We start from the raw sequence: 24,270 nt of genomic DNA on the forward strand, positions 1-24,270 counted from the left end.
TAACCAACACGAGCGCAGATATGCAGCCGAGCAGCGAAAACCGCAGTTTTCTTTTCTTACAGGGGCCTCATGGGCCGTTTTTTCGTTTGCTTGCGGATATGGTGGCGAAATCGGGCGCGGATGTTTGGCGGGTTGGGTTTAATGCAGGCGATCAGGCGTTTTGGTCTGATATGTCGCGCTATATTCCCTATCGTGGCGATCTGCTCGATTGGCCTGCGGAATTCACCCGGATTGTTGACGAGAAAAACGTCACGGATGTCGCGCTCTATGGCGACACACGCGGCGTCCATGCCGAAGCTATTCGGATCGCCAAAACACGCGGCCTGACGGTCCATATTTTCGAAGAGGGCTATTTGCGCCCCTTCTGGGTCACTTATGAGCGCGATGGCTCGAACGGGCATTCCCGACTGATGGACATCACCATCCCTCAAATGCAAGAGGCCTTGGCCGGTGCGGATATGGAATCCCCCATGCCTCCGGCCCATTGGGGCGACATGCGCGAGCATATCTTTTACGGCGCGCTCTATCATTGGTTTGTGATGTTCGCGAATGGCAAATACCCCGCGTTTCAACCGCATCGCGCCTTGAACGTGCGGCAGGAATTTGCGCTGCATTGCCTGCGGCTGTTGAAAATGCCCCGCCACGCGATTCAACGCCGGATTGCCACCTGGCGGATCCGCCATGGCGGCTTCCCCTATCACCTATGCCTCTTGCAGCTGGAACATGACACCAGCTTTCAGGAACATTCACCGTTTTCCACCATGAGTGAATTTATCGAGCTGGTGGTTGAAAACTTTGCGCTTGGCGCGCCAAAGCACCATCATTTGGTGTTCAAAGCCCATCCGCTTGAGGACGGCCGTGTCAAAGTGCGCAGCCTCGCAATGGAATTTGCCCGCAAATACGGCGTCGCAGATCGGGTGCATTTCGTACGCGGTGGCAAGCTCGCGCAGTTGCTCAATGAAACCCGCAGCGTGGTCACCGTGAACTCCACCGCCGGGCAACAGGCGCTTTGGCGCGGCATTCCGGTCAAGATCTTTGGCAAGGCGGTCTATGACCAGCCCGAATTCATCAGCGATCTGAGCCTGCGGAACTTTTTTGCAGGGGCAACGCGCCCGGACATGGCCGCCTATCGCGACTATCGCCGTTTTTTGCTGGAAACCAGCCAGATCGCCGGCGGATTCTACGCACATCGCGGCCGCCAACAACTCTTGCGGCAGGTCGTGGATATGATGCTCGCAGAGGAAGATCCCTACGCCGCGCTCCAGTCCGGACGCGCCGCGCCGAGGCAACAGTTGCGTGCGATCAGCTAAAAGACACAAGGTCTAGCGCTGGATTTTATCCCAGTAATCTGGTAATTTAGCGTTAATAATTGAGGCAGAAAAACATAGGTCGAGGAGACCGAGCAGTGAAAACCCATTCCTCCCGTTGGGCGAAGTCTATCGCCGTGGTGGCGGCTTTGGCCGTTGTAACGTCATGCGGCTTGCCCCGCTCTGGCCCGAACAAGCGCGAGATTTATTCAGGGTCCGTTCAACAACAGGGCGACGCTTTTGTGGTGTCCGTCAATGACCGCGTGACCCGAGCCACCGCTGTGGATATGGCGCTGGGGTTCTCGAATAAATTCAAAAATGCGGGCATCCTGGGATCTGACATTATCAGCCCCGGCGATACGCTGTCGCTGACCATTTGGGAAAACGTCGACAAGCCTTTGCTTGGCCCAGAGGGTCAGGTAGCCGCCGTTCTTGAGCAAGTACAGGTCGATGGCTCTGGCCATATCTTTGTGCCATACGCAGGCCGCATCCGTGCCGCAGGCAACACGCCAGAGGCCGTGCGCCGCATCATCCGCGGTAAGCTCGAAGATCAAACCCCCGATCCACAGGTCGAAGTGCGCCGCGTGGCAGGTGATGGCTCGACCGTATCTATTGTGGGCGCGATTGCGGGCCAAGGCGTTTATCCAATCCAACGCCCGACACGTACCCTGTCCGCGATGCTCGCGCAGGCTGGCGGTGTCACCGTACGCCCCGAAGTGGCGCAGGTCACTGTGACTCGCGGCAAGGAAACCGGCAAAATCTGGTTCCAGGATCTTTACGACAATCCGCATCTGGACATCGCGCTACGTGGCGGCGACCGCATTCTGGTCGAGGCCGACACCCGCGCCTTTACCGCACTTGGCGCGACTGGCACGCAGACGCGTATGACCTTTGACAACCAAGCCATTTCGGCGATTGAGGCAATTGCCCAAGTCGGAGGCCTGAACACCCGAGCGGCTGACCCAACCGGCGTTTTTGTCTTCCGCAACGAACCTGCAGAGATCGCGAATGTCGTGATGGGCCGCGACGATCTGATCGGCGCACAGCGTCTGGTCTATGTGCTTGATCTGACGCAGCCCAATGGCATGTTCCACGCGCGCGATTTTGTCATTCGCGACGATGACACGCTCTATGTGACCGAAGCGCCGTTCACCCAGTGGGATAAGACGATCTCTGCCCTTACCGGATCTGCAGGCCAGATCAGCGGTCTGACGTCTTTGACAGGCGGCTAAGGGTGATCACGCCCCAGATGAAAGACCCACACGCCGAGGACCAAAATCCTCGGCGTGTTTTTGTCTATAACGGCGGCTTTCTGTGGCAACGGCGTCTGCGTCGGATCATGCAACTGGCGGGCTTTCCCATTGCATTAGGGCGCCCCAACGAAGGGGATCTGGTGGGCGTATGGGGGCAAAGCCCCATTGCGCCACGAGGTGAAGCCATGGCTGCGCGCTATGACGTCCCGCTTTTGCGCGTCGAGGATGCCTTTTTGCGCTCTCTTCACCCGGGCCGCGCCGGAGAGCCTCCGATGGGGCTCCTTATCGATCAATCGGGCGTTCACTTTGACGGGCGCACGCCCAGCGATCTGGAAACGCTTCTGGCCACGCACCCTCTGGATGACGCAGCGCTTTTGACCCGTGCCCGCGCCGCGATCGAGCGCATTCAGGACGCGCATCTTAGCAAATACAACGCCTTTCTGCCCGACGCCCCTGCCCCTTCACCGGGCTATGTCCTTGTCATAGACCAGACTCGCGATGACGCCGCCGTGCGCGCCTCTGGCTCAACGGATGCCGACTTTCAAGAAATGCTGGTGATGGCGCAAGAAGAACATCCCGGTGTACCTGTGCTGATCAAAACCCATACAGAGACACAGCAAGGGTTTCGCGAGGGGTATTTCGGCCAAAAGGATGTGAACGAACGGGTCAAACTCTGGGATCAACCGATTTCGCCCTGGGTGCTGTTTGAAGGCGCGGTCGGCGTTTATACGATGTCCTCGCAAATGGGGTTTGAAGCGATCTACGCAGGCCATAAACCGCGCGTCTTTGGGCAGCCATTTTATGCGGGTTGGGGGCTGACCACGGATCAGAACGCGCCTGCACGACGACAACGGGTTCTGACCAAAGCCCAACTCTTTGCCGCCGCGATGATGCTTTACCCAACATGGTACGATCCATTGCGAGACCAGCTTTGCGAGATCGAAGACGTGATCGGCGCGCTGGAGGCGCAAGCTCGGGCGTGGCGCGAAGACCATCAAGGCTGGACAGGCGACAACATAAGACTCTGGAAACGCGCGCATTTTCAGAAGTTTTTCGGTGACACAAAGCGAATGGGCTTTGGCAAAGCCAAACCAGAGCGCCCCGCGATGGTCTGGGGCGCCAGCGATCAGGACGCCACCCGCGTCGAGGACGGGTTCCTTAGATCGCGAGGTCTAGGCGCCGAGTTGGTGCCGCCGTTATCCCTGATCCTTGACCGCTCGGGGATTTATTTTGACCCCTCTCGCCCGTCGGATCTGGAAAGGCTGATCTCTAAACGCACGCGCCTCTCGCCCGCCCAAACACAGCGCGCCGCGCGTTTGATAGAGACGATCACAGCCCATCACCTGAGCAAATATAATCTGGATGGCCAACTCCCTCCCCTGCCCGCGGGCCACCGGATTCTCGTGCCCGGTCAGGTCGAGGACGATGCGTCGATCCTCTTAGGTGCAGGCGACATCCGCACCAATCTTGACCTGCTGACCGCCGTGCGCCAGGCGAACCCAGACGCGGCGATTGTCTATAAAGAACATCCCGACGTGGTCGCAGGTCTACGCACAGGCAAGGTCGAGAACGCCGGTGACATCGCGGATGTTGTCATCACGGATGCGAATATCTCAGCCCTGCTCGCCGAGGTTCAGGAGGTGCAGACAATGACCTCTCTCACCGGATTTGAAGCGCTGATGCGGGGGCTGCCTGTGACGACATATGGCGTGCCGTTCTATGCGGGCTGGGGGCTCACGCGGGATATGTCCGAGGTGCCCGAGCGCCGTACAGCGAGACCGAGCCTTGAAGGTTTGGTCCATGCCTGCCTCATCGACTACCCGCGCTATTTTGATGCCAAGGCAGTCTTACCCTGTTCCGTTGAACACGCTGTGAACCTGCTGAAATCAGGCGAAATCGCACATCCGGGTCGCCTGAACCGTTTGCTGTCCAAGGCACAGGGGGTCTTTGCCAGTTACCAGCACCTCTGGCGTTAAGGGCGACGCCACATGCTCATGATGTCATCGCCAACACGCTCTTGGGACGCGAGCGTAAGACGTGGGGCCTCGGCCATTTTCTGAACACCCAAAGCGCCAATGCCCGGATGCCCCTCGGCCCCCAACGCAAGACCGGCCGTAAAGACGATCAGTTGATCCACCAACCCCGCCTGCAGCAAAGACGCCGCAAGAGACCCGCCCCCTTCACAGAAGACACGCGTAAGCCCCTGCGCCCCAAGCGCCTTGAGCAAAGCGCCCGGATCAAGCTGGGCTCCGTTTAGGTCAGAAGGCAGCAGGGTCGCGCCGGCCTCAGACCAGCTTGACTTACGCGCCTCCAGAGCATCAGGCCCATGCACCAGCCAAACAGGCACGTCCCGCGCGGTTTTGGCCAAAACACTGTCCATAGCCAGATCCAGACGACGGCTGGCCACCACACGCACAGGTTGCTGCACGATGCCCATGTCACGCACGGTCAAAGACGGATCATCGGCGCGCGCTGTGCCTCCGCCCACAAGCACCGCATCGTGATTGGCCCGCTGTGCATGAACGCGACGCCGCGCCTCGGGACCGGTGATCCATTTGCTTGCGCCAGTCGCTGTGGCGATCCGCCCGTCCAGCGTCATGGCGAGTTTCAAAGTTACAAAGGGCCGCCCCTCGTCGGTTTTCAGGAAAAATCCCCTTAGATCCCAAGCCGCTTCGTCTGCCAAGACGCCTGTGGTGACGTCTATGCCCGCATCCTCTAGCATCTTGAGGCCACGCCCAGACACCCGCGGGTCATTGTCCTTGAGCCCCACAACCACGCGCGCAACGCCCGCCTTGATCAACGCCTCCGCGCAAGGCGGCGTTTTTCCATAATGAGAACAAGGCTCTAAGGTTACATAGGCCGTCGCCCCCAAGGCTGCCGCCCCCGCTTGCGCCAAGGCCTGAGGTTCCGCATGCGGCCGTCCGCCAGGGGCCGTGGAGCCGCGACCGACGATGCGACCGTCTTTGACGATGACACATCCCACAGCCGGATTAGGCCAGCAACGCCCCTGCCCGCGTCGCCCCAACGTAAGGGCGAGCGCCATGTACCTTTTGTCGTCTTGGATCAATCTTCGGGCTTTACGTCTGGCCGCAGCTCAGAGACGAATTTGTCGAAATCATCCGCCGCTTGGAAGTTTTTATAGACCGAGGCAAAGCGCACATAGGCAACCGTGTCGATGCGCGCGAGGGCCTCCATGACGATCTCGCCGATGGTCTTGGACGGGATGTCCGTTTCCCCCATGCTTTCAAGACGGCGCACGATGCCCGAAATCATCTGATCAATGCGCTCTGGCTCCAGCGGGCGTTTTTGCAGAGCGATGCGGATCGAGCGTTCCAGCTTGTCACGGTCAAAATCCTCGCGACGACCGCTGGATTTCACCACCACCAGATCGCGCAGCTGCACGCGTTCATAGGTGGTAAACCGGCCCCCACAGGACGGACAAAACCGACGCCGCCGGATCGAGACATGATCCTCTGCAGGGCGTGAATCCTTCACCTGGGTGTCAACATTTCCGCAAAATGGGCAGCGCATTGTGGTCCCCCAACCTTCAACTCTGTCAATCGTATTGGGGCGTTCCCCCAGTTATCCACAGGCACTATAGGGGCTATACTTCACTTTGGGTAGAGGGGAAATTCACCCCCCAGATAAAGCGTAACTATGCGTTAAAGTAAGAGGCAATCCGGCGGGTATGGGGCGCGTTTCTGTGCTCAAACACATAGATCCCTTGCCATGTGCCCAGCATCATCTGACCATTCTGTACAGGGATCGAAAGGCTGACGGGCATCATCGCGGCCTTGATATGGGCGGGCATATCGTCGGGGCCTTCGTAAGTGTGGGTCAGATAGGACATCGACGGGTCCGTGGTCGGCGGCACCAAACGGTGAAAATAGTTCTGCAGGTCCGTTTGCACTTCGGGATCTGCGTTTTCCTGGATAAGCAGGCTCGCCGAGGTATGCCGGATCATCAGGGTTAACAGCCCATCGCCTGCGCCAACGCAGCTGCGCGCCACCTCGCGTGTGATTTCATAAAGGCCAGCGCCGTGCGTCTGGATTGTCAGCTCTTGGATCATAGAGAGACCCTGATACGGACCACGGTCAAAGGCAAGGCGTTAACCATGATTGCGGAAATTCGTTAACTTTTGTGCGCCAGCCCGAATAGTTAACAAAACCTTAACGTCAATTCCCAACGAGGTCGCGATGCTGAAACGCGCTCTGCTGTGCTCTGCCCTGTGCACTGCCACCCCTGTTTTGTCGCAAGATCAGAGCTTTGACGACACATTCAAACAGCTATCTGATCGTCGCTGGCATGTGGCACATTATGACTTTCGCCACCCCAGCTTTGATACCGATTGGCGGCGCGCCCGTGTGCGCATTCACCACGGCCTGCGCCTGAGCCTTGCACCGCATACAGAAGGGTTAAACCGCTTTGCAGGCGGTTCGATCCGCACCTTGGAAACGCTGCACTACGGGCGCTATTCGGTGCAGATCCAACCCGCCAAGGGCGACGGGCTTGTGACTGGGTTTTTCACCTATACCGGCCCCTATTACGGCACGCGTCATGACGAGATTGACATCGAGTTTCTGGGCAAGGACACGACGAAACTGCATGTCGCGTGGTTTGTGGACGGGCAGCTGCGTGAGCGCGATATCCCGCTGGGTTTTGACGCCGCAACCTGCCTGCACACATATGAATTTGACTGGCATCCGAAGGGGATAGACTGGCATGTGAATGGAAGTAAGGTCTTTGGCATCGACGCGCATATCCCGCGCATCCCGGGGCGGCTCTATGCCAATATCTGGGCTGTGGATCCTTCGATTGCACATTGGGCGGGCCAGGCAGATCCTGCGCTACAGGTCACGTCCGTGATCAAATCGATCAGCTTTCGTCCCTATCAAACTCCGGACTCTTAAGCGCCCTCAACCAGCTTTTTCAGATTGTTAAGGCCCTGCTCATAGTCAGGCCCAACCCAGCCATCCATCATCAGGCCCATCCAGCGAAACATCGGGTTATTGCCATTGTCCGAGGTAAAACCCCAAGTGACCGCCGTGCCGCCCTCAGAGGCGACCAGATTAAAATAGGCCGTGGCCGTGCCCATCTCGCCAAAATCCAAGGCCGTGACCAACCGACGGGGATCTTGCGCTTCGATGATGATCATATTGCCAGAGCCGACCTGCGGATGTTCGGACTGCCAGCTCATCGCCGCGCCGACGCCTTCGGGTACGTCGTTGAACGCAAGCTGGATATCAGTGTCTCGGTCCAGCCACGGCGACCAGGCCTGATTGGCGCGGAGGTTCGCGATATAGGGAAAGATCACTTCGGGCGCTGCATTCATCGTCACCGTGCGCGCAACAGAGGTTTCCTTTGGCAACAGAAACGCCCCACCGACGAAGATCACGGCCAAAACGACGATCAGACGAATGACCCATTTGATGACACCCATAACATGCTCCCCTCTTACTCCTGAGAAGCTTATATCATGAGGTCGCGAAATCGCGAAAAGTCAGGGGGTCGGCTTGCGGATGATCACGCGGGCAAGGATCCAAGACAGGATCAAAACGATCACGAGATAGATCAGGATCGGAATGCCACCCATGAAAGAGGCCACAAGAACAAAGGCATAGAGGCTGTTGGCCATTTCCGCGAGCCAGATCCAATCCGGTGAGCAGGCCGCGACCTGCATGGAGCCTTCGTTCCAGCCGCTACAGCGGGACATGATCCAGATGGGCACAGCAAAGCTGAGAAAAAGAAAGGCGAGGAATACTCCTCGCCGTTTCCATTTATAACTCACTACTGGTCCAGGAAGCTCCGCAGCTTCCTGCTCCGGCTTGGGTGCTTGAGTTTCCGCAGGGCTTTCGCTTCGATCTGACGGATCCTCTCGCGGGTCACGCTGAACTGCTGGCCAACCTCTTCGAGCGTGTGGTCGGTGTTCATGCCGATGCCAAAGCGCATCCGCAGAACCCGTTCCTCACGCGGCGTGAGGGACGCCAGCACGCGGGTTGTGGTTTCCTTGAGGTTCTCCTGAATGGCGCTGTCCAGAGGCAGCACCGCATTCTTGTCCTCGATGAAATCGCCGAGCTGTGAATCCTCTTCGTCGCCAATCGGGGTTTCGAGCGAAATCGGTTCCTTCGCGATCTTCATCACCTTGCGGACCTTTTCCAAAGGCATCTGCAGCTTTTCTGCCAGTTCCTCTGGTGTTGGTTCGCGACCGATCTCGTGCAGCATCTGACGGCCGGTCCGCACCAGCTTGTTGATCGTCTCGATCATATGGACCGGAATACGGATTGTACGCGCCTGATCGGCAATAGACCGAGTGATCGCCTGACGGATCCACCAAGTCGCATAGGTCGAGAATTTATAGCCGCGACGGTATTCGAATTTATCGACCGCCTTCATGAGGCCGATGTTGCCTTCTTGAATAAGATCAAGGAATTGCAGGCCGCGGTTCGTGTATTTCTTGGCGATCGAAATAACCAGACGAAGGTTCGCTTCGACCATTTCTTTCTTGGCCTGACGGGCTTCTTTTTCGCCCTTCTGAACTTGGTTCACGATGCGGCGGAATTCTGGGATATCCAGACCGACATATTGACCGACTTGTGCCATGTCACCGCGCAGCTCTTCGACCTTGCCGACTGAGCGTTCCATGAACATCTGCCAACCACGGCCCGGCTTTTGAGACATTTCATCGAGCCAGTTCGGGTCGAGTTCGCGGCCGCGATAGGCCTCGATGAATTCTTTACGGTTGATACGGGCTTGGTCGGCCAGTTTCACCATCGAGCTGTCAATCGACATGACCCGTCGGTTAATGCCGTAAAGCTGGTCGATCAGCGCTTCGATACGGTTGTTGTGCAGGTGAAGCTCGTTCACCAGTTCCACGATCTCGGACCGCAGTTTCTGATAGGTCGCCTCTTCTTTGTCCGAGAAGCTGTCGTCCTCGTTCAAGGTCGCCGAGATCCGCAGATCCTGCATATCAGAGAGCATCACATAGTCTTCAGCGATGCGATCGAGCATCTCAAGAACGCGAGGCTTCAGAGCGGCTTCCATCGCGGCCAAGGACATGTTGGCCTGATCGTCATCGTCGTCATCATCGTCGTTCTGAATTGGATTGCCGTCGGCATCCAGCTCTTGCTCGACCTCTTTCTTTTCAGGCTTCGCCGCCGAAGAGGTGTCGACGACACTTTCCTCTTCGCCGTCTTCATCCATCTGATTGCCAAAAGTGGCCTCGAGGTCGATGACATCGCGCAGAAGGATGTCTTCCGACAGAAGTTCGTCGCGCCAGATGGTGATCGCCTGGAAGGTCAGCGGGCTTTCACAAAGCCCTGCGATCATCGTATTGCGACCCGCCTCGATGCGTTTCGCAATCGCGATTTCGCCTTCGCGAGACAGCAGTTCAACAGAGCCCATCTCACGCAGATACATGCGGACAGGGTCGTCGGTGCGGTCCAGTTTTTCCTGATTGCCAGAGCCCAGCGCCACTTCGCGGGTATTGGACGAGGTATCGACCAGCGCGGTGGTCTTTTGTTCCTCTTCCTCGACCTCATCGTCCTCGATGATGTTGATGCCCATCTCGGACAGCATCGACATCACGTCTTCGATTTGCTCGGAACTCACCTGATCAGGCGGCAGAACCTGATTGAGCTGATCATAGGTGATGTAGCCACGTTCCCGCGCCTCAGCGATCATTTTCTTGACCGCAGCCTGGCTCATATCCAGGGAAATCTCAGCGTTTTCGTTGTCGGTCTTTTGGTCGTCGTTATCTTTGGCGGCCATGTTCTGCTCCTACACCTGAGTCTCGGGTGATTCGTTGACACGAATCAATAGCGTGATTCTGTGATTCGCACACCCAGATAACCCCGATTTCTTTATCAATTCTTCACCATAAGTGATGATGTGATCATGACTTGCGTTTGGTAAAGCTAATCTTCTCCATCAGCGCGTCCAGTGCGGCACGCTCGTCTTTGTCGATGGCGGCGCCATTGTCGCCCACCAAGTATTCTGCAGAATCTTCCTGAAGGCTGCGCACCGCTTGATCGCGCTCCTTTGCGGCTTGGCTGAGACGCCAAGTGACGGCCTCATCCGCGATCTCTGTCAGGTTTTCCTCTGCTTCGGCAATTTCAGCGCTTAGACCAGCCTCGGAGCTCAGCTTTCGCAGTTCCTCGGAAATGGTCAGACGCGCGCAGTCCACATCCCCTTTGCGGCGCAACGGAGGTGCAAGACGCACATGTGGATTGCCCATCAGGAAATCAAGGGCTTCGGGGCCCATAGAGTCCTCAACAACGGTTTTTAGATCGGTGACGCCGCGATGCACCTGCCGCAGCAAGAGATCCCGCAGGAAGCTGTGGTCCTGATCATCACAGGTGAGGTTTTCCAAACCGGCCTCGAATTCATCCAGAACGGCGGGGGTTGCGATGATGGAAGCAAGAATGACCGCCTCACGCATGTGGCGTTGGCGGGCCTCATCGGCCGAGACCAAAAGCGAGGCTTTGGTCGACGCCTGCGCGCCGCTGGGCGCTCCCCATTTGCCGCGGGGTTTGAAGCCGCCTTTGGCTGGGCCACGTTGCGGGCGGAACAGCTGCCAACGCAGGTCTTTGATCGTCTCGCCATAATGGGCGCGGATGGACGGGTCTTTGATCAGTTTGATCTTGGCGCGCAGGGCCTTATCCAACGCCGCTTTGCGTTCGGGGCTGTCAAAGACCTTGCCTTCGATTTCACGCTGCCAGAGCAGGTCTACCATGGGCCGCGCCTGATCCAGAATGGTCTGCATGGCCTTGGTGCCGCCGGATTTGATCACGTCATCAGGATCTTGGCCCTCGGGCATGATCGCAAAGCGCAGGCTTTGGCCTGCCTCTAGCATCGGCAAGGCCAGGTCGATCAGGCGCATGGCTGCGCGTATGCCAGCTTTGTCGCCATCCAAAGCGACAATCGGCTCAGGCGACATGCGCCACAGAAGCTGCAACTGGTTTTCAGTGATCGCTGTGCCCAAAGGCGCAACAGAGGACGTGAACCCTGCCTCAGCGAGAGCGATGACGTCCATATAGCCCTCGGCCACCACCAAAGGCTGTCCCTTGCCAGCGGCGGCACGGGCGTCTTTGTGGTTATAAAGGCTGCGCCCCTTGTCAAAGATCGCGGTTTCTGGGCCGTTCAGGTATTTAGCGCGGGCATTAGGATCAAGCGCCCTGCCCCCAAGGGAAATACACCGCCCACGCGCATCGCGAATTGGAAAGATGATCCGGCTGCGGAACCGGTCATAGGGCGCACGGCCATCATCCGGCACAGCAGCAAGCCCCGCATCTATCACCAGTTTGGGGTCAATGCCCTTACCTGTGAGATGTTTAAAGACAGCATTGCCTTCGGGCGCATAGCCGATGCCGAACCTGTCTTGCATGTCCTGAGACATGCCGCGCCTCTCTAGATAGGCACGCGCCTCGGCAGCCGCGCCTGTTTTGAGAGCCATGCGATAGAATTGCACCGCCTGCTCCATAACCTCGACAAGCTGGCTGTGGCGGTCGGCCTTTTCCTGTGCGCGCGGATCACGGTCTGGCATCTGCATGCCCGCCTCATCCGCAAGGATTTTTACGGCCTCCATGAAACCGACATTCTCGGTTTCCTGAACGAACTTGAACATGTCGCCTTTGGCGTGGCAGCCAAAGCAATAGTAAAAGCCCTTTTGGTCATCCACATGAAAAGACGCGGTTTTTTCGTGGTGGAAAGGGCAAGGTGCCCACATGTCGCCCTTGCCCGGATTGGACTTGCGGCTCTCCCATTGCACTTTGCGCCCCACCACCTGAACCAGGCTGGTGCGGCTGCGCAATTCATCCATGAATCCGGGAGGCAGGCTCATGCGCTACTATAGGAATGGGCAGGCTTGAATGTCCAGAAGCCTCAGGCGCTTATTCGCTTGCCTCGGCGCCGTCCTGCGGCAAACAGCTGGCTTTAAAGGCCTCACCCGCTGCGCCCGGGACCACAGCCTCTTCGGGCAGCGAATAGAAATAAGTCACCAAAGTCGGCACGCCTGCGTGATAGCGTTCATCCACGGCATTGCGGCCCCGGGTCAACAGGCGCGTTGTGCGGCGTTCGGATTTACCATCCTGACGGTATTCCGCGATCAGATCAGAGATCTCGGCCATCGCAAGGCAATCTTCTTCGGAAATCTTGGCGGCACTCTCGCTGACCACATCTTCCGCCAACAGAGGGCTTGCGGCCATCATCAGAAAAAGCTTAGGGTCTTGCGCATCTCTCGCTCCTATACAGGTGGTGCTTTGTTTGTGCCCAGCGCGTGCGCGTTTCGCAAGGGGGAATAAAAGAGGGGCGCCCTCAGGACGCCCCATCTCGCAAAGCTGATAAAGGCTTAGAGGCCCTTCGCGCGATAGCTCGATGCAACTTTGTCGATGGACACCAGATAAGCCGCCATTCGCAGATCCTGCACATCATCGCGCCCATGCCAGATGTCGCGCATAGACTGGTAGGCAATCCGCATTGTGTCATCCAGACCCGAGCGCACCAACTCCAGCTCGCCCGCGCCTTTCAGGTATTTCTCTTTAAAGGTCGCATCCAAGCTCCAGGAGTCGCCGACGCTGGCCGACAGGTTTTCGAGCTGGTCGACCACCAATTGGTGCCGGCTTTCTTCCTGACGACGCTGCATACGGCCAAAGCGGATGTGGCTGAGGTTCTTGACCCACTCAAAGTAGGACACGGTCACACCGCCGGCGTTGGCATACATATCCGGAATGATCACACAGCCCTTTTCGCGCAGGATCTTGTCTGCACCCGCAGTGACCGGACCGTTCGCAGCCTCGATGATCAGCGGCGCTTTGATGCGATCAGCATTGGAGAGGTTGATGACCCCTTCCATCGCCGCAGGGATCAGGATGTCGCACTCTTCTTCCATGACCGCCGCACCGTTTTCGGTGTAGCTCGCATCCGGGAAGCCTTTGACGCCGTCATGCTTGACGATCCACGCGCGGACATCCTCTACGTTCAGCCCGTCTGGGTTGGTCAAAGCCCCGTCGCGCTCGATAATACCGACGATCTTACAGCCATCCTCTTCGCTGAGGAATTTCGCCGCATGATAGCCCACGTTGCCAAGACCCTGCACGATGACGCGCTTGCCATCCAGTGTGCCTGACATGTTGGCTTTCTGAACGTCACGGACATCTCGGAAGAATTCCTGCAGCGCATATTCGACGCCACGACCGGTGGCCTCAACACGGCCAGCGATACCGCCCGCATTAAGCGGCTTGCCTGTCACACAGGCGCGCGCGTTGATGTCAGTGGTGTTCATCCGCGCATATTGATCGGCCATCCAGGCCATCTCGCGTTCGCCTGTGCCCATGTCCGGCGCTGGGACGTTTTGGGAAGGGTGGATCAAGTCGCGTTTGGCAAGCTCATAGGCAAAACGGCGGGTGATCTGCTCGAGTTCATATTCATCCCATTCGCGCGGATCGATGCACAGGCCACCTTTGGAACCACCAAAGGGCGCCTCAACCAGGGCGCATTTATAGGTCATCAGCGCTGCCAGCGCCTCGACCTCGTCCTGGTTAACAGAGGTGGCATAGCGTATGCCGCCTTTCACAGGCTCCATGTGTTCAGAATGCACAGAGCGATAACCGGTGAAGGTCTTGATCTCTCCGCGCAGCCGCACGCCGAAACGCACAGTGTAGGTGGCATTACATACTCGGATTTTTTCCTCTAATCCCGGCGGAAGATCCAACAGTCCAACCGCCCGGTTGAACATCAAATCTACGCTTTCTCTGAAACTTGGTTCGTTTGCTACGCTCATAATTAACCCCTAACGGCCTGCAACGACTCTCATGCCTAAATGGCTGTGTTAACTATGCCTGAACCACAGAGAGTTGCGAGCGAATTCGTCCGATCCGGCCCAAATTTTGCACAAATTTTAGTCAAAATGAAAACTTTCTTAAGGGCGGTAAATTTGCTGCCGCGCAGCATGCTGAATGTTTGCGCTAGCGTGCCCAACTTCACCCCAGAAGCTTAAAAGCAAAGGCCACAGAATTGGGCGAAGACTGCCTTATTTCAGCCCGATTCCAGCATCAATGAGGTTTGTGAGGGAGTGTATCTGGCGCGATTGCCGGAACAGCGTACCCGTGAAGCAGTGAGGACACGATGCGTGTTTTTGGAAAAGATAAGGACGTGAACAGACTTCGGCGCTTTGCCAAGCAGTTTCAGCGTGACGAAAGCGGAAGCATGATCTTTTTCGGGATCATTGTCTTTCTGGTTATGCTTTTGGTGGGCGGCATTGGCGTCGACTTTATGCATGCTGAAATGCGCCGCACGAAGCTGCAGGATACTCTGGACCGCGCGGTGCTTGCGGCGGCCTCATTGGATCAGGATCTTCCCGCCCGGGATGTCATCCAGGACTATTTTGCCAAAGCCGACATGAGTGATCACCTGGGTGATGTCACCGTGGACGAAGGGCTTGGATATAAATCTGTGACAGCCACCGCCGATACAACGATGGACACGCAGTTCATGAATCTGGCTGGCGTCAGCTCGCTTGCCATGTCCGCCGCCAGCGCCGCTGAAGAGCGTATTGGTGGCGTTGAGATTTCCTTGGTTCTGGACGTCTCAGGCTCTATGGGCTGGAACTCGCGCCTGACCAACCTCAAAGTCGCGGCCAAAGACTTTATCGACACACTCACAACAACAACAGAGCCCGGCAAGCTGTCGATCTCTATCGTTCCCTATGCCACACAGGTCTCTGCCCCCAGCAATCTTATGGCAGAGCTGAATGTCACAAGTGAGCACAGCTACTCGAACTGCGTCAATTTTAGCGCAGACGACTATGAAGAGACGGGATTGGATTTCACCGAGACCCTGCAGCGCACCATGCATTTCAGCCCATGGAGCGATTATGACGGACGTCCCTATGATCCAAAGCGCTTGGTTAGTAGCCCGGTCTGCGAACCCGACACCGATGCAAGCCGCCAAATTCAAGTTCTGCAAAACGATGCAAATGCGCTGAAAACCTTCGTCGACTCGATGTGGGCCGGAGGGAACACCTCCATTGACGTTGGCATGAAATGGGGCACCGTTCTGTTGGATCCATCGATGCAGCCCGCGATCGGCAATCTGATCACAGCAGGTGCCGTCCCCGGTGATTTTGTTGAACGCCCCTATTCCTTTGACGCGGGCCAGACGCTAAAGGTCATCGTTCTGATGACCGACGGTCAGAACACGTCGCAGTACTACATTGAACCGGACTATCGCGAGGGTGAGTCCAACATCTGGTGGAACGACCAAGAAGAGAAATATTCCGTCTATATCGGCCAAGACACCGGCGATGAGGACAACGACGGCAACACCGAAGAACCGATGTATTATTGGCCCCATCTGGATACCTGGCGTGACCACGCTTATGGCGAAGGTACCTATGAGGAAACTCAAGTAACGTGGAAATGCCGGTCTTACCGCCGCAACGGATCCTGCCGCCGCTATCGTAAGATTAAGAAGGTGGTGACCGTGAATGAACCCGGCTCCGCCGAAGTTCTGAGCTATGCTGACCTCTGGGCCTATACCTCGATTGAACACAACGTCGAGCACCACTATGAGCCGTGGATGGACTATTGGGACGCGCAAGCGGACTGGTATGATGGCGTCTTTGACGCGGTCGGCAGCACCGAGAAGAACAACCGCACCAAGGACATCTGTGACGAAGCCAAGGATGAAGGGATCGTGGTCTTTACCATCGGCTTTGAAGCCCCCTCTTCCGGTCAAGCGGTCCTGAAAGACTGCGCTAGCTCGGACAGCCACTACTTTGACGTGCAAGGTCTTGAAATCAGTGATGCATTCTCGGCCATTGCCTCATCCATTCGCCAACTAAGGCTGACCCAATGATCCGCCGTACGACATCATTTCTGCGCCGCTTTAAGCGCGATGAGGACGGCAACGCCGTCGTCGAATTCGCCCTATTGGTGCCGATCTTCATCTTCTTCATGATGGCCGCTGTCGAAGTCGGTATGATGTCGATCCGCAATACAATGCTGGAACGTGGACTGGATCAGACCGTCCGCTGGATCCGCCTGAATACTGGTGCGGCTCCGACTCACAATGAGCTCAAACAGATGATATGTGCCCAAGAGGTTGTGCCGGATTGCATGGAAAATCTGCAGTTGGAAATGGTGCGTCGCGACATCCGCAACTGGCAAGCTCTGCCAACCGAAGTCTCCTGCACGGATCGTGCCCTAGAAGTTCAACCTATGGCGAACCTTAGCTTTGGGATGGACAACGAACTCATGATCCTGCGCGCCTGCGCCAAATACGAACCGATCTTTCCAAGCACATGGTTCACCAATGAACTCACTCTGGATGAGTCAGGGGACGCCCGCCTGATCGCCATGACCGCCTTTGTGCAGGAGCCACGCTAATGTTTGCGCAAAAGATACTGAGATCACTCAAGAATTTCCGCGATGATACAAGAGGTGTTGTCTCGGTCGAGATGGTTCTGATCCTACCGCTGCTGTTCTGGTCTTTCGCGGCCGTCGCGACCTTCTTTGACGCCTATCGCACGCGGTCCTTGGCCGAGAAAGCAGCCTTTACCATCAGTGACATGCTGTCACGCGAAACAAATGCGGTCACGGCGCAATATATCACCAACACACGGGCCCTGTTTGACGAATTGGCAAACTCTCGGTCCGCAAGCTCTCTGCGCGTGAGTGTGATCAGCTGGAATTCAGCCCTCAATGCCTATGAGGTCGACTGGTCCGAAGCCCGTGGGGACGAATTGGTCGCCCTGCAAAACTCGGACATGACGGCGCTTGAGCCTCTGCTTCCTGTGATGTCAGAAAGCGATGATCTGATCCTGGTGGAAACTTTGAACGACTACTCTCCGCGACTGAATGTGGGCATTGGGGACGTCTCTATCGACACCTTCGTCTTTACCCGCCCCCGTTATGCGCCGCAGTTGGTGTTCCAGAGCTAGTCTTCGAGTTGCCCGCGCTCGACCAAAAGCGCTTCGATGATCTGCGCCATGGCTTTGGTCTGATGACCGGGTGCAACGCCCCCAACCCCGACACGACGCCCCAGACGCCACCAAAGGCCTGGCGCCCAGCGCGCGGTTTCGGCCGTTGAGTGGGCGATCAGCATGAAGCCATTGGACGGCTTCAGCGCGAATACTCCGCGTTCCACTTTCTTGATTACATCGAGCGGCATGATCTCTTCACCGGTGCTGGAGGTCAGCCCCTCGCGGGTCAGAATGATCCGGTCCCGCGTGGCACGAAATGTGCGGAACGCCATGCCAAGCGACCCAAACCCTAAAACCACGAGGAATATCTGCCAGCCAAAGCTGGGCGGCGTGTTCATCGCTACATAGACCAGAATAAAGCCCAAGAGGCCCTGCATCGCCACAGCCAACCAGCGGCGCGGCACAGAGGCCCCGACTTCGGCCAAGATTTCGTCGTTCATATATCCCCCCGCTTCGCGCGCGCTTTAATAGGGCATTGGGTGCGCGCGATGTGCGGCGTCAATATCCTTCATCACCTCAGGGCTCAAGACCAGATCCTTGCCGGCTATGATATGCGCAAGCTGTTCGACACTAGTAGCTCCGAAAATCGCCGACATCATAAAGGGCCGCTGCATGCACCAGGCAAGCGACATATGCACCAGATCCAGCCCGTGTTTCTGAGCCACCGCCATATAGGCCTCTACAGCCGCCGGCGCGCGATCTGACACGCGTCCGCCCAGGTTGCCATTGATGTCCATGCGAGAGCCCTTGGGAATCGCGCCGTTGCGGTACTTGCCCGTCAAATAGCCTGTCGCCAGCGGCGAAAAGGCCATCAATCCCACGTCCTCATTCACAGAAAGCTCTGCAAGATCAGTGTCATACATGCGACACATCAAGGAGTATTCGTTCTGAACACTGGCCACACGCGGCAGGCCTTTGTCCTCAGAGATCCGCAGCCATTGCGCCGTGCCCCAGGCGCTTTCGTTCGAGAGCCCAAAGGCGCGGATACGCCCCTTGTCGACCTCTTTCTGCAAGGCTTCGAGCGCGTCTTCCATATGTGCCAGCGTCTCGGCCTTGTTCTGTCCCGAAGGATCATAAGTCCAGTTCTGACGGAACATATAGCTGCCGCGGTTGGGCCAGTGGAATTGATAAAGGTCGATGTGGTCTGTCTTTAGCCGCTTCAGTGAGCCGTCGATGGCTTCGGAGATCGTTTGCGACGAGATCGGCGCGCCGTCGCGCCAGATCTTAAGACCTGCGCCCGAGTGTTTGGTTGCCAGCACCACCTCATTGCGCCGGCCGGTTTTCTCAAACCAATCACCAAGAAATTCCTCAGACCGTCCGGTGTGCTCGGCGGCAATCGGATTGACCGGATACATCTCGGCGGTGTCCCAGAAATCGATCCCCGCCTCCAGCGCCATATCCATCTGCTGGAAGGCGTCATCCTTGGGCGTCTGCGTGCCAAAGGTCATGGTCCCAAGGCTGAGGGCCGAGACCGTGATATCTGTTTGTCCAAGTGGATTGCGTTTCATGTCCCTGCCCCTTTCGGTGTTGCTTGTGACATAGCTATGGTTTTGCGGCCTATGCGCAACCGGTTGGCCGCAAGTTTTCGCGCAAAGCTTGGGGTCGTGCAAAATCACATTGAGAACAAAACAAGAACATTATAGTTTCTAAGCATGTCGACTCATCCCCTCAAACGCGGCCGCGAACGCCCTGTGCCGGAATTAACCCTTGCGCCGGATATCGCCCTCAGGCTGGGGCGGCTGCATGAGGCCTGTGGGTCAGCGCGCCGGTCTCTGGCGCTTTGGGTGGCCAGCCGGATGCAGGGGCCAGTGTTCTGGATATCTCCGCCCTGGACGGTGGAGCAGCTTTATCCGCAGGGGATCAAACATCTGCTGCATCCGGGGCGCGTGACGTTTCTGTCACCCACACGGGCGGAGGATGTGCTCTGGACGCTTGAAGAGGTTCTGCGCAGTGGCGAGGTGCCGCTTGCGATTGGGGATCTGCCGGGCATTCCCGCGCTGACACCCGTGCGGCGCTTGCATCTGGCCGCCGAACAGGGCGGCGCGGCGGCGGGGCGCATGCCTTTGGGGCTGATCCTGACGCCTGGGGATGGAGGTGCTGCGGGCGTCGAAAGCCGCTGGCAAATGGAGCCGCGCCACACGCGGGGTTTGAACAACTGGGATCTGAAACGGCTGCGCGCGCGGACCGCGCCGGTCAAGGACTGGCCTGTGACCATGGGCGCACGTGGCTTTGCGCTGGCGCAGCACAAGAAAATCGCGACGGACACAACAAAGGTGAAAAACGACCTCGAGAAGGTCGAATAAACACAAGCGACGGTTGTTTCAAAGGCGTCTATCCTAAAGATGTTATGCGCCTCTTCATTTCCTTCTCTGCTCTCTTCCTGTCTGTCATCCTGCTGCAACTCTCAAACGGCGGGGTTGGTCCGCTGGATGCGCTCAGCGGCATCGCACTAGGGTTCACCACCGCAGAAATCGGCCTCTTGGGCTCGGCGCACTACCTTGGGTTCTTTATTGGTTGCTGGTGGGCCCCCCGCTTGATGGGAGACGTCGGCCACTCGCGCGCCTTCGCGGTCTTTACGGCCATCGGAGCCATCGGCCTCTTGATGCACTTCCTGATCATCGATCCCATCGCCTGGGCGATCATGCGGATCGCCGCTGGGTTCTGTATCGCAGGCAGCTATACGGTGATTGAGGCCTGGCTCCATGCCAAGCTGACCAATGACATCCGTGGCCGCGCCATGGGCACCTATCGTGTTGTCGATATGGGTGCCTCCCTTGCGGCGCAAATGGTGATTTCTGTTTTAGAACCAGCGTCTTATGTCTCCTACAACATCCTTGCCTTGGTCTGTTGCGCGGCGATCATTCCCCTGACATTGACCAAAGCCAGCCAGCCCTCCATGCCCGAGACTCCTCGTCTGCGGCCGCAACTGGCCCTGATCAGCTCCCCCCTCGCGGTGGCGGGTGTGATCGTTGCTGGCATCACCTCGGCCAGTTTTCGTATGGTCGGACCGGTCTATGGCCAAGAAATCGGACTGACGCAGGCCCAAATCGGTTGGTTCCTTGCGTCCTTTGTCGCGGGCGGCGCGCTCGCGCAATTGCCGATGGGCTGGCTTGCCGACAAATACGACCGGCGTTGGGTTCTGATTTGGATCTCGGCGGGGTCTATCGTGGCCTGCGCTGCGACGGCGACCCTCGGAGGGCCACCGACTATGACTCTGATCCTCGGAGCCTTTGCTGGGTTTGTCACCTTTCCCGTCTTCTCCATCGCCTCGGCACACGCCAATGACTTTGCCAGCGACGATCAACGGGTCGAGCTGGCCGCAAGCCTCATGTTTTTCTTTGCCGTCGGTGCGATTGCCGCACCTTATGTGGCGTCGACGTTGATCGCAGGCTTTGGCCCCTCTGCCCTATTTGTTCTGATCTCGGTCGGTCACGGGTTCCTTGTCGCTTTCGGCCTCTGGCGGATGCGGTCGCGACCCACCGAAGAAGACCGCACGCGTTACATCTGGGCACCACGTACGTCCTTCATCATCGGTCGCCTAACAGGACGGACGCAGCGCTCTGAAGACCGTAAGGGATGAGGGGCGCTGCCCCCTTGGCCTAGCGGCCAATTCACCCGGAGTATTTGTGACAAGATGAAAGCCGCGGACACTCTGGAACTGGCTGCGGCTTTGCGTTAGGGAGTTCGCGAACGAACGAAGGATAGCTTTATGGCGCGCCACCTTATTACCTCTGCCATTCCTTATATCAACGGCATCAAGCATCTGGGCAATCTGGTGGGCAGCCAGCTGCCGGCGGATCTGTTTGCGCGATATCAGCGCGCGCGCGGGCATGAGGTTCTGTTTCTTTGCGCGACGGATGAGCATGGCACGCCTGCGGAATTGGCAGCGGCCAAGGCCGGGAAGCCTGTGGCCGAATATTGTGCCGAGATGCATGAGGTTCAGGCCAAGATCGCCGAAGGCTTCCGTCTGTCTTTTGATCACTTTGGGCGCTCTTCGTCAGAGCAAAACCAGAAGCTGACCCAACATTTCGCTGGACAACTGGCAGATAACGGTTTGATCCGCGAAGTCTCTGAGACGCAGATCTATTCCAATGCGGACGGGCGCTTCCTGCCAGATCGGTATATCGAAGGCACCTGCCCGAATTGTGGCTTTGAATCCGCGCGTGGCGACCAATGTGACAATTGCACCAAGCAGTTGGATCCAACCGATCTGATCAACCCCTATTCCACGATTTCAGGCTCCACTGATCTTGAGGAGCGCGAGACCAAGCATCTCTATCTGCGCCAATCCGAGATGCGCGAAAAGCTCGGCGAGTGGATCGACAGCAAGCATGACTGGCCGGTTCTGACCACTTCGATTGCGAAGAAATGGCTGAACGACGGCGACGGCCTGCAAGATCGCGGCATCACTCGGGATCTGGACTGGGGTGTGCCGGTCAAAAAGGGCGACGAAGACTGGCCGGGCATGGAAGGCAAGGTCTTCTACGTTTGGTTCGATGCGCCGGTGGAATATATCGCCTGTGCCCAAGAATGGGTCGATGCAGGCAAAGGCGAGGACTGGGCGCGCTGGTGGCGCACGGACAAGGGCGCAGAGGATGTGACCTATACCCAGTTCATGGGCAAGGATAACGTGCCGTTCCACACTCTGTCGTTCCCAGTCACGATCTTTGGCTCGGGAGAGCCTTGGAAGCTCGTGGATTACATCAAATCCTTCAACTACTTGAACTATGATGGCGGCCAGTTCAGCACCTCGCGTGGGCGCGGTGTGTTCATGGATCAGGCGCTTGAGATCCTGCCTGCGGATTATTGGCGCTGGTGGCTCTTGAGCCATGCGCCGGAAAGCAGCGACAGTGAGTTCACCTGGGAGAACTTCCAGAGCTCGGTCAACAAAGACCTTGCTGACGTGCTTGGCAACTTTGTCAGCCGCGTCACCAAGTTCTGCCGCTCTAAGTTTAGCGAGGCCGTGCCCGAAGGCGGCGATTATGGCCCCGAGGAACTGGCGCTGATCGAAGACATCTCGGCGCGTGTGACGGCCTATCAAGCGCATATGGATGCGATGGAAGTGCGCAAATCCGCCCAAGAACTGCGCGCAATTTGGGTCGCGGGTAATGAATACCTGCAGACCGTCGCCCCTTGGTCGACGTTCAAAGAAGATCCTGCGAAAGCCGCTGTACAAATCCGTTTGGCGCTAAACCTGATCCCGCTTTACGCGGTTCTGTCTGCGCCGTTTATTCCGGACGCCGCAGCCTCTTTGCTAGAGAGCATGAACGCCGAAGCCACCGAATGGCCAAGCGATGTCGCGGCGGCGCTTTCCGCTCTGAAAGCGGGTCACGCCTTCACCGTTCCCGACGTGACCTTCCGCAAGATCACCGATGATGAACGCGATGAATGGCAAGAAAAGTTCGCGGGCACACGGGACTGATAAGCCTCTCACAAGAAACAAAAAAGCAGGCCCAGCGGCCTGCTTTTTCTTTGGTACCCTCGGCCGGACTCGAACCGGCACGGCCTATACGGCCTAGAGATTTTAAGTCTCCTGTGTCTACCATTCCACCACGAGGGCGCAGATTGGTGAGGCCGGACAATAGCGGCAAGTGACTGGGTGTAAAGGGGGATTTATGCCCTAAAGGTCTTCGCCCGGCTTTGGAGGCGGAGCCCGTAAGAGATGGCGTTCTTGAACCCATGGGTTCAGCTCGACGGCTGCGGCCAAAGCGTCTTGCGCTTCGGCCTCTTGCCCAAGGGCCAGAAAGGTCAGCCCCTGCCCCGTAAGAACTCCGACATGGCGTGGGTTCAGGGACCGCGCTTGGGCCAGATCATCACGCGCGGCTGGGAAATCCTGGCGCAGGAAATGCACGAAGGCGCGCTGGTTCCAGCCCTCGGCATAGGTCGGGCAATAGTCAATCAATTCGCTCAAGGCCTCAATCGCACCAAGAAAATCAAAGCCCGCGCGTTTCTCCATCCCGCGATCCAGCAAGGCCTGCGCCGTCGCGTCCGGAGCCTCCGTCCAAAGCTCCCACATCTGTTGAGAGAATTCCTCGGCCACGCGCTCATTGGGCGCCATGCGCGCGCTTTCAAACAAAGCCTCCAGTTGCCCTGTATGATCCGGCCCATCAGGGCAGGCATTTACAGCAAGCGGGACCGAAAGACATATGGCGGAAAGTACAAAGCGCATGACTTAAGGATGGCGCAATCGGCGCGCCGATCAAGTCACATTCCCGAGACCGATTTCCTTGACTGCCTCCATCGCGACAAAGGTCGAGGTGCTGGCCACATGCGGCAGCGCCGAAATCTTTTCCCCAAGTACGCGCCGATAGGCCTCCATATCGCTGGTGCGCACTTTCAGCAGATAGTCGAAATTGCTCGCAATCATATGGGCTTGCTCGATTTCCTGAACCTTGGAAACCGCCTCATTGAACGCCTGCAGGGCCTTTTCCTTGGTGTCCGAGAGTTTCACCTCGACAAAGGCCACGTGGTTGAACCCCAGTTTGATCGGATCCAACATCGCGCGATAGCCAATGATGGCCCCTTCGCCTTCCAGTCGGCGCACCCGCGCCTGTGTCGGGCTTTTGGACAAGCCGATCTCGCGCGCCAGATCCGTGATCGAGATCCGCCCGTTGCGCGCCAGCACGCGCAGGATTTTGTGGTCAAAACCGTCAAGGTCCAGTTTTTCACTTTGCATAGAAATACTCTAAATTTCGATCCATTTGCATCGCATATCACACTCAATCAGGAAATT

General features: G+C 57.5%; 23 protein-coding genes and 1 tRNA gene. 10 read left to right on the plus strand and 14 right to left on the minus strand.

Annotation, left to right across the window (positions count from 1 at the left end):
- Window positions 1-20: 20 nt before the first annotated feature.
- From HZ995_RS00105 to HZ995_RS00115, 3 genes are all read left to right on the plus strand, one after another.
- Window positions 21-1,310: a capsule biosynthesis protein gene (locus tag HZ995_RS00105; protein WP_209356676.1), complete on the plus strand. Its 1,290-nt coding sequence runs from the start codon at window positions 21-23 to the stop codon at window positions 1,308-1,310.
- Between the two features lie 95 nt (window positions 1,311-1,405).
- Complete coding sequence (locus tag HZ995_RS00110) at window positions 1,406-2,539, plus strand: polysaccharide biosynthesis/export family protein (protein ID WP_209356677.1); 1,134 nt, start codon at window positions 1,406-1,408, stop codon at window positions 2,537-2,539.
- 17 nt (window positions 2,540-2,556) lie between these two features.
- Window positions 2,557-4,536 carry a capsular polysaccharide biosynthesis protein gene (locus tag HZ995_RS00115; protein ID WP_209356678.1) on the plus strand — a complete coding sequence of 660 codons (1,980 nt, stop codon included), beginning with the start codon at window positions 2,557-2,559 and terminating at the stop codon, window positions 4,534-4,536.
- Here the strand turns inward: HZ995_RS00115 and ribD are convergent.
- The 3 genes from ribD to HZ995_RS00130 form a co-directional block, all read right to left on the minus strand.
- Complete coding sequence (gene ribD, locus HZ995_RS00120; protein WP_209356679.1) at window positions 4,533-5,603, minus strand: bifunctional diaminohydroxyphosphoribosylaminopyrimidine deaminase/5-amino-6-(5-phosphoribosylamino)uracil reductase RibD; 1,071 nt, start codon at window positions 5,601-5,603, stop codon at window positions 4,533-4,535. The genes HZ995_RS00115 and ribD overlap by 4 nt on opposite strands.
- A 20-nt stretch (window positions 5,604-5,623) precedes the next feature.
- Window positions 5,624-6,091 (minus strand): transcriptional regulator NrdR, encoded by a 468-nt coding sequence (gene nrdR, locus HZ995_RS00125; RefSeq protein WP_209356680.1) that lies wholly within the window; start codon window positions 6,089-6,091, stop codon window positions 5,624-5,626.
- A gap of 124 nt (window positions 6,092-6,215) precedes the next feature.
- Window positions 6,216-6,629, minus strand: coding sequence for a secondary thiamine-phosphate synthase enzyme YjbQ (locus tag HZ995_RS00130; RefSeq protein WP_209356681.1), 414 nt, complete (start codon window positions 6,627-6,629; stop codon window positions 6,216-6,218).
- A gap of 127 nt (window positions 6,630-6,756) precedes the next feature.
- Between HZ995_RS00130 and HZ995_RS00135 the strand changes: the two genes are divergently transcribed.
- Entirely contained in the window at window positions 6,757-7,470 is a 714-nt protein-coding gene (locus tag HZ995_RS00135; protein ID WP_209356682.1) for a family 16 glycosylhydrolase, read from the plus strand.
- Here the strand turns inward: HZ995_RS00135 and HZ995_RS00140 are convergent.
- The 6 genes from HZ995_RS00140 to HZ995_RS00165 form a co-directional block, all read right to left on the minus strand.
- Window positions 7,467-8,000, minus strand: a complete 534-nt coding sequence (locus tag HZ995_RS00140; protein ID WP_209356683.1) for an SRPBCC family protein — start codon at window positions 7,998-8,000, stop codon at window positions 7,467-7,469. The two genes, HZ995_RS00135 and HZ995_RS00140, sit on opposite strands and share 4 nt — an antisense overlap.
- Window positions 8,001-8,060: 60 nt before the next feature.
- Window positions 8,061-8,348, minus strand: a complete 288-nt coding sequence (locus HZ995_RS00145) for a hypothetical protein (protein ID WP_209356684.1) — start codon at window positions 8,346-8,348, stop codon at window positions 8,061-8,063.
- A complete protein-coding gene (gene rpoD / locus HZ995_RS00150; RefSeq protein ID WP_209356685.1) occupies window positions 8,348-10,327 on the minus strand; it encodes an RNA polymerase sigma factor RpoD in 1,980 nt (659 codons plus the stop codon). Before rpoD ends, HZ995_RS00145 begins: the two co-directional genes overlap by 1 nt.
- Before the next feature lie 124 nt (window positions 10,328-10,451).
- Window positions 10,452-12,398, minus strand: coding sequence for a DNA primase (gene dnaG, locus HZ995_RS00155; RefSeq protein ID WP_209356686.1), 1,947 nt, complete (start codon window positions 12,396-12,398; stop codon window positions 10,452-10,454).
- Between the two features lie 49 nt (window positions 12,399-12,447).
- Complete coding sequence (locus tag HZ995_RS00160) at window positions 12,448-12,765, minus strand: hypothetical protein (RefSeq protein WP_209356687.1); 318 nt, start codon at window positions 12,763-12,765, stop codon at window positions 12,448-12,450.
- Window positions 12,766-12,905: 140 nt separating this feature from the next.
- Window positions 12,906-14,336 (minus strand): Glu/Leu/Phe/Val family dehydrogenase, encoded by a 1,431-nt coding sequence (locus HZ995_RS00165; protein WP_209356688.1) that lies wholly within the window; start codon window positions 14,334-14,336, stop codon window positions 12,906-12,908.
- Window positions 14,337-14,707: 371 nt separating this feature from the next.
- Here HZ995_RS00165 and HZ995_RS00170 point away from each other — a divergent pair, with 371 nt between their 5' ends.
- Genes HZ995_RS00170 through HZ995_RS00180 form a run of 3 tightly spaced genes read left to right on the plus strand, consistent with a single transcriptional unit; the run spans window position 14,708 to window position 17,495 of the window.
- On the plus strand, window positions 14,708-16,411 hold the full coding sequence (locus tag HZ995_RS00170) for a TadE/TadG family type IV pilus assembly protein (RefSeq protein WP_245168693.1): 1,704 nt from the start codon (window positions 14,708-14,710) through the stop codon (window positions 16,409-16,411).
- Window positions 16,408-16,941 carry a TadE/TadG family type IV pilus assembly protein gene (locus HZ995_RS00175; RefSeq protein ID WP_209356689.1) on the plus strand — a complete coding sequence of 178 codons (534 nt, stop codon included), beginning with the start codon at window positions 16,408-16,410 and terminating at the stop codon, window positions 16,939-16,941. Before HZ995_RS00170 ends, HZ995_RS00175 begins: the two co-directional genes overlap by 4 nt.
- The gene (locus tag HZ995_RS00180; protein ID WP_209356690.1) at window positions 16,941-17,495 is read left to right on the plus strand and encodes a TadE/TadG family type IV pilus assembly protein; all 555 of its coding nucleotides are present in this window, start codon (window positions 16,941-16,943) and stop codon (window positions 17,493-17,495) included. The genes HZ995_RS00175 and HZ995_RS00180 overlap by 1 nt, the downstream gene beginning before the upstream one ends.
- Here HZ995_RS00180 and HZ995_RS00185 read toward each other — a convergent pair.
- A complete protein-coding gene (locus HZ995_RS00185; protein WP_209356691.1) occupies window positions 17,492-17,977 on the minus strand; it encodes a hypothetical protein in 486 nt (161 codons plus the stop codon). The two genes, HZ995_RS00180 and HZ995_RS00185, sit on opposite strands and share 4 nt — an antisense overlap.
- A 24-nt stretch (window positions 17,978-18,001) precedes the next feature.
- Entirely contained in the window at window positions 18,002-19,045 is a 1,044-nt protein-coding gene (locus HZ995_RS00190) for an aldo/keto reductase (RefSeq protein ID WP_209356692.1), read from the minus strand.
- A 144-nt stretch (window positions 19,046-19,189) separates the two neighbouring features.
- Between HZ995_RS00190 and HZ995_RS00195 the strand changes: the two genes are divergently transcribed.
- From HZ995_RS00195 to metG, 3 genes are all read left to right on the plus strand, one after another.
- Window positions 19,190-19,840 carry an ImuA family protein gene (locus HZ995_RS00195; protein ID WP_209356693.1) on the plus strand — a complete coding sequence of 217 codons (651 nt, stop codon included), beginning with the start codon at window positions 19,190-19,192 and terminating at the stop codon, window positions 19,838-19,840.
- 44 nt (window positions 19,841-19,884) lie between these two features.
- Window positions 19,885-21,117 carry an MFS transporter gene (locus HZ995_RS00200; RefSeq protein WP_209356694.1) on the plus strand — a complete coding sequence of 411 codons (1,233 nt, stop codon included), beginning with the start codon at window positions 19,885-19,887 and terminating at the stop codon, window positions 21,115-21,117.
- Window positions 21,118-21,246: 129 nt separating this feature from the next.
- Window positions 21,247-22,959, plus strand: a complete 1,713-nt coding sequence (gene metG / locus HZ995_RS00205; RefSeq protein WP_209356695.1) for a methionine--tRNA ligase — start codon at window positions 21,247-21,249, stop codon at window positions 22,957-22,959.
- A 51-nt stretch (window positions 22,960-23,010) separates the two neighbouring features.
- Here the strand turns inward: metG and HZ995_RS00210 are convergent.
- The 3 genes from HZ995_RS00210 to HZ995_RS00220 form a co-directional block, all read right to left on the minus strand.
- A tRNA-Leu gene (locus HZ995_RS00210) sits at window positions 23,011-23,097 on the minus strand.
- 60 nt (window positions 23,098-23,157) lie between these two features.
- Window positions 23,158-23,595, minus strand: a complete 438-nt coding sequence (locus tag HZ995_RS00215) for a tetratricopeptide repeat protein (protein ID WP_245168694.1) — start codon at window positions 23,593-23,595, stop codon at window positions 23,158-23,160.
- A gap of 141 nt (window positions 23,596-23,736) precedes the next feature.
- A complete protein-coding gene (locus tag HZ995_RS00220) occupies window positions 23,737-24,213 on the minus strand; it encodes an Lrp/AsnC family transcriptional regulator (protein ID WP_209356697.1) in 477 nt (158 codons plus the stop codon).
- Window positions 24,214-24,270: the final 57 nt, after the last annotated feature.

The sequence above is a fragment of the Cognatishimia activa genome, assembly GCF_017798205.1.
GTDB lineage: Bacteria > Pseudomonadota > Alphaproteobacteria > Rhodobacterales > Rhodobacteraceae > Cognatishimia > Cognatishimia activa_A.

Bases quoted from the DNA above. Each gene is read 5' to 3' on its own strand.
- HZ995_RS00175 (WP_209356689.1), top strand. From the start codon at position 16,408: ATGATCCGCCGTACGACATCATTTCTGCGCCGCTTTAAGCGCGATGAG.
- HZ995_RS00200 (WP_209356694.1), top strand. From the start codon at position 19,885: ATGCGCCTCTTCATTTCCTTCTCTGCTCTCTTCCTGTCTGTCATCCTG.
- HZ995_RS00215 (WP_245168694.1), bottom strand. From the start codon at position 23,595: ATGGCGCCCAATGAGCGCGTGGCCGAGGAATTCTCTCAACAGATGTGG.
- nrdR (WP_209356680.1), bottom strand. From the start codon at position 6,091: ATGCGCTGCCCATTTTGCGGAAATGTTGACACCCAGGTGAAGGATTCA.
- HZ995_RS00165 (WP_209356688.1), bottom strand. From the start codon at position 14,336: ATGAGCGTAGCAAACGAACCAAGTTTCAGAGAAAGCGTAGATTTGATG.
- dnaG (WP_209356686.1), bottom strand. From the start codon at position 12,398: ATGAGCCTGCCTCCCGGATTCATGGATGAATTGCGCAGCCGCACCAGC.
- metG (WP_209356695.1), top strand. From the start codon at position 21,247: ATGGCGCGCCACCTTATTACCTCTGCCATTCCTTATATCAACGGCATC.
- HZ995_RS00105 (WP_209356676.1), top strand. From the start codon at position 21: ATGCAGCCGAGCAGCGAAAACCGCAGTTTTCTTTTCTTACAGGGGCCT.
- HZ995_RS00195 (WP_209356693.1), top strand. From the start codon at position 19,190: ATGTCGACTCATCCCCTCAAACGCGGCCGCGAACGCCCTGTGCCGGAA.
- HZ995_RS00220 (WP_209356697.1), bottom strand. From the start codon at position 24,213: ATGCAAAGTGAAAAACTGGACCTTGACGGTTTTGACCACAAAATCCTG.
- HZ995_RS00160 (WP_209356687.1), bottom strand. From the start codon at position 12,765: ATGATGGCCGCAAGCCCTCTGTTGGCGGAAGATGTGGTCAGCGAGAGT.
- HZ995_RS00130 (WP_209356681.1), bottom strand. From the start codon at position 6,629: ATGATCCAAGAGCTGACAATCCAGACGCACGGCGCTGGCCTTTATGAA.
- HZ995_RS00115 (WP_209356678.1), top strand. From the start codon at position 2,557: ATGAAAGACCCACACGCCGAGGACCAAAATCCTCGGCGTGTTTTTGTC.
- HZ995_RS00185 (WP_209356691.1), bottom strand. From the start codon at position 17,977: ATGAACGACGAAATCTTGGCCGAAGTCGGGGCCTCTGTGCCGCGCCGC.
- HZ995_RS00135 (WP_209356682.1), top strand. From the start codon at position 6,757: ATGCTGAAACGCGCTCTGCTGTGCTCTGCCCTGTGCACTGCCACCCCT.
- rpoD (WP_209356685.1), bottom strand. From the start codon at position 10,327: ATGGCCGCCAAAGATAACGACGACCAAAAGACCGACAACGAAAACGCT.
- HZ995_RS00140 (WP_209356683.1), bottom strand. From the start codon at position 8,000: ATGGGTGTCATCAAATGGGTCATTCGTCTGATCGTCGTTTTGGCCGTG.
- HZ995_RS00190 (WP_209356692.1), bottom strand. From the start codon at position 19,045: ATGAAACGCAATCCACTTGGACAAACAGATATCACGGTCTCGGCCCTC.
- ribD (WP_209356679.1), bottom strand. From the start codon at position 5,603: ATGGCGCTCGCCCTTACGTTGGGGCGACGCGGGCAGGGGCGTTGCTGG.
- HZ995_RS00180 (WP_209356690.1), top strand. From the start codon at position 16,941: ATGTTTGCGCAAAAGATACTGAGATCACTCAAGAATTTCCGCGATGAT.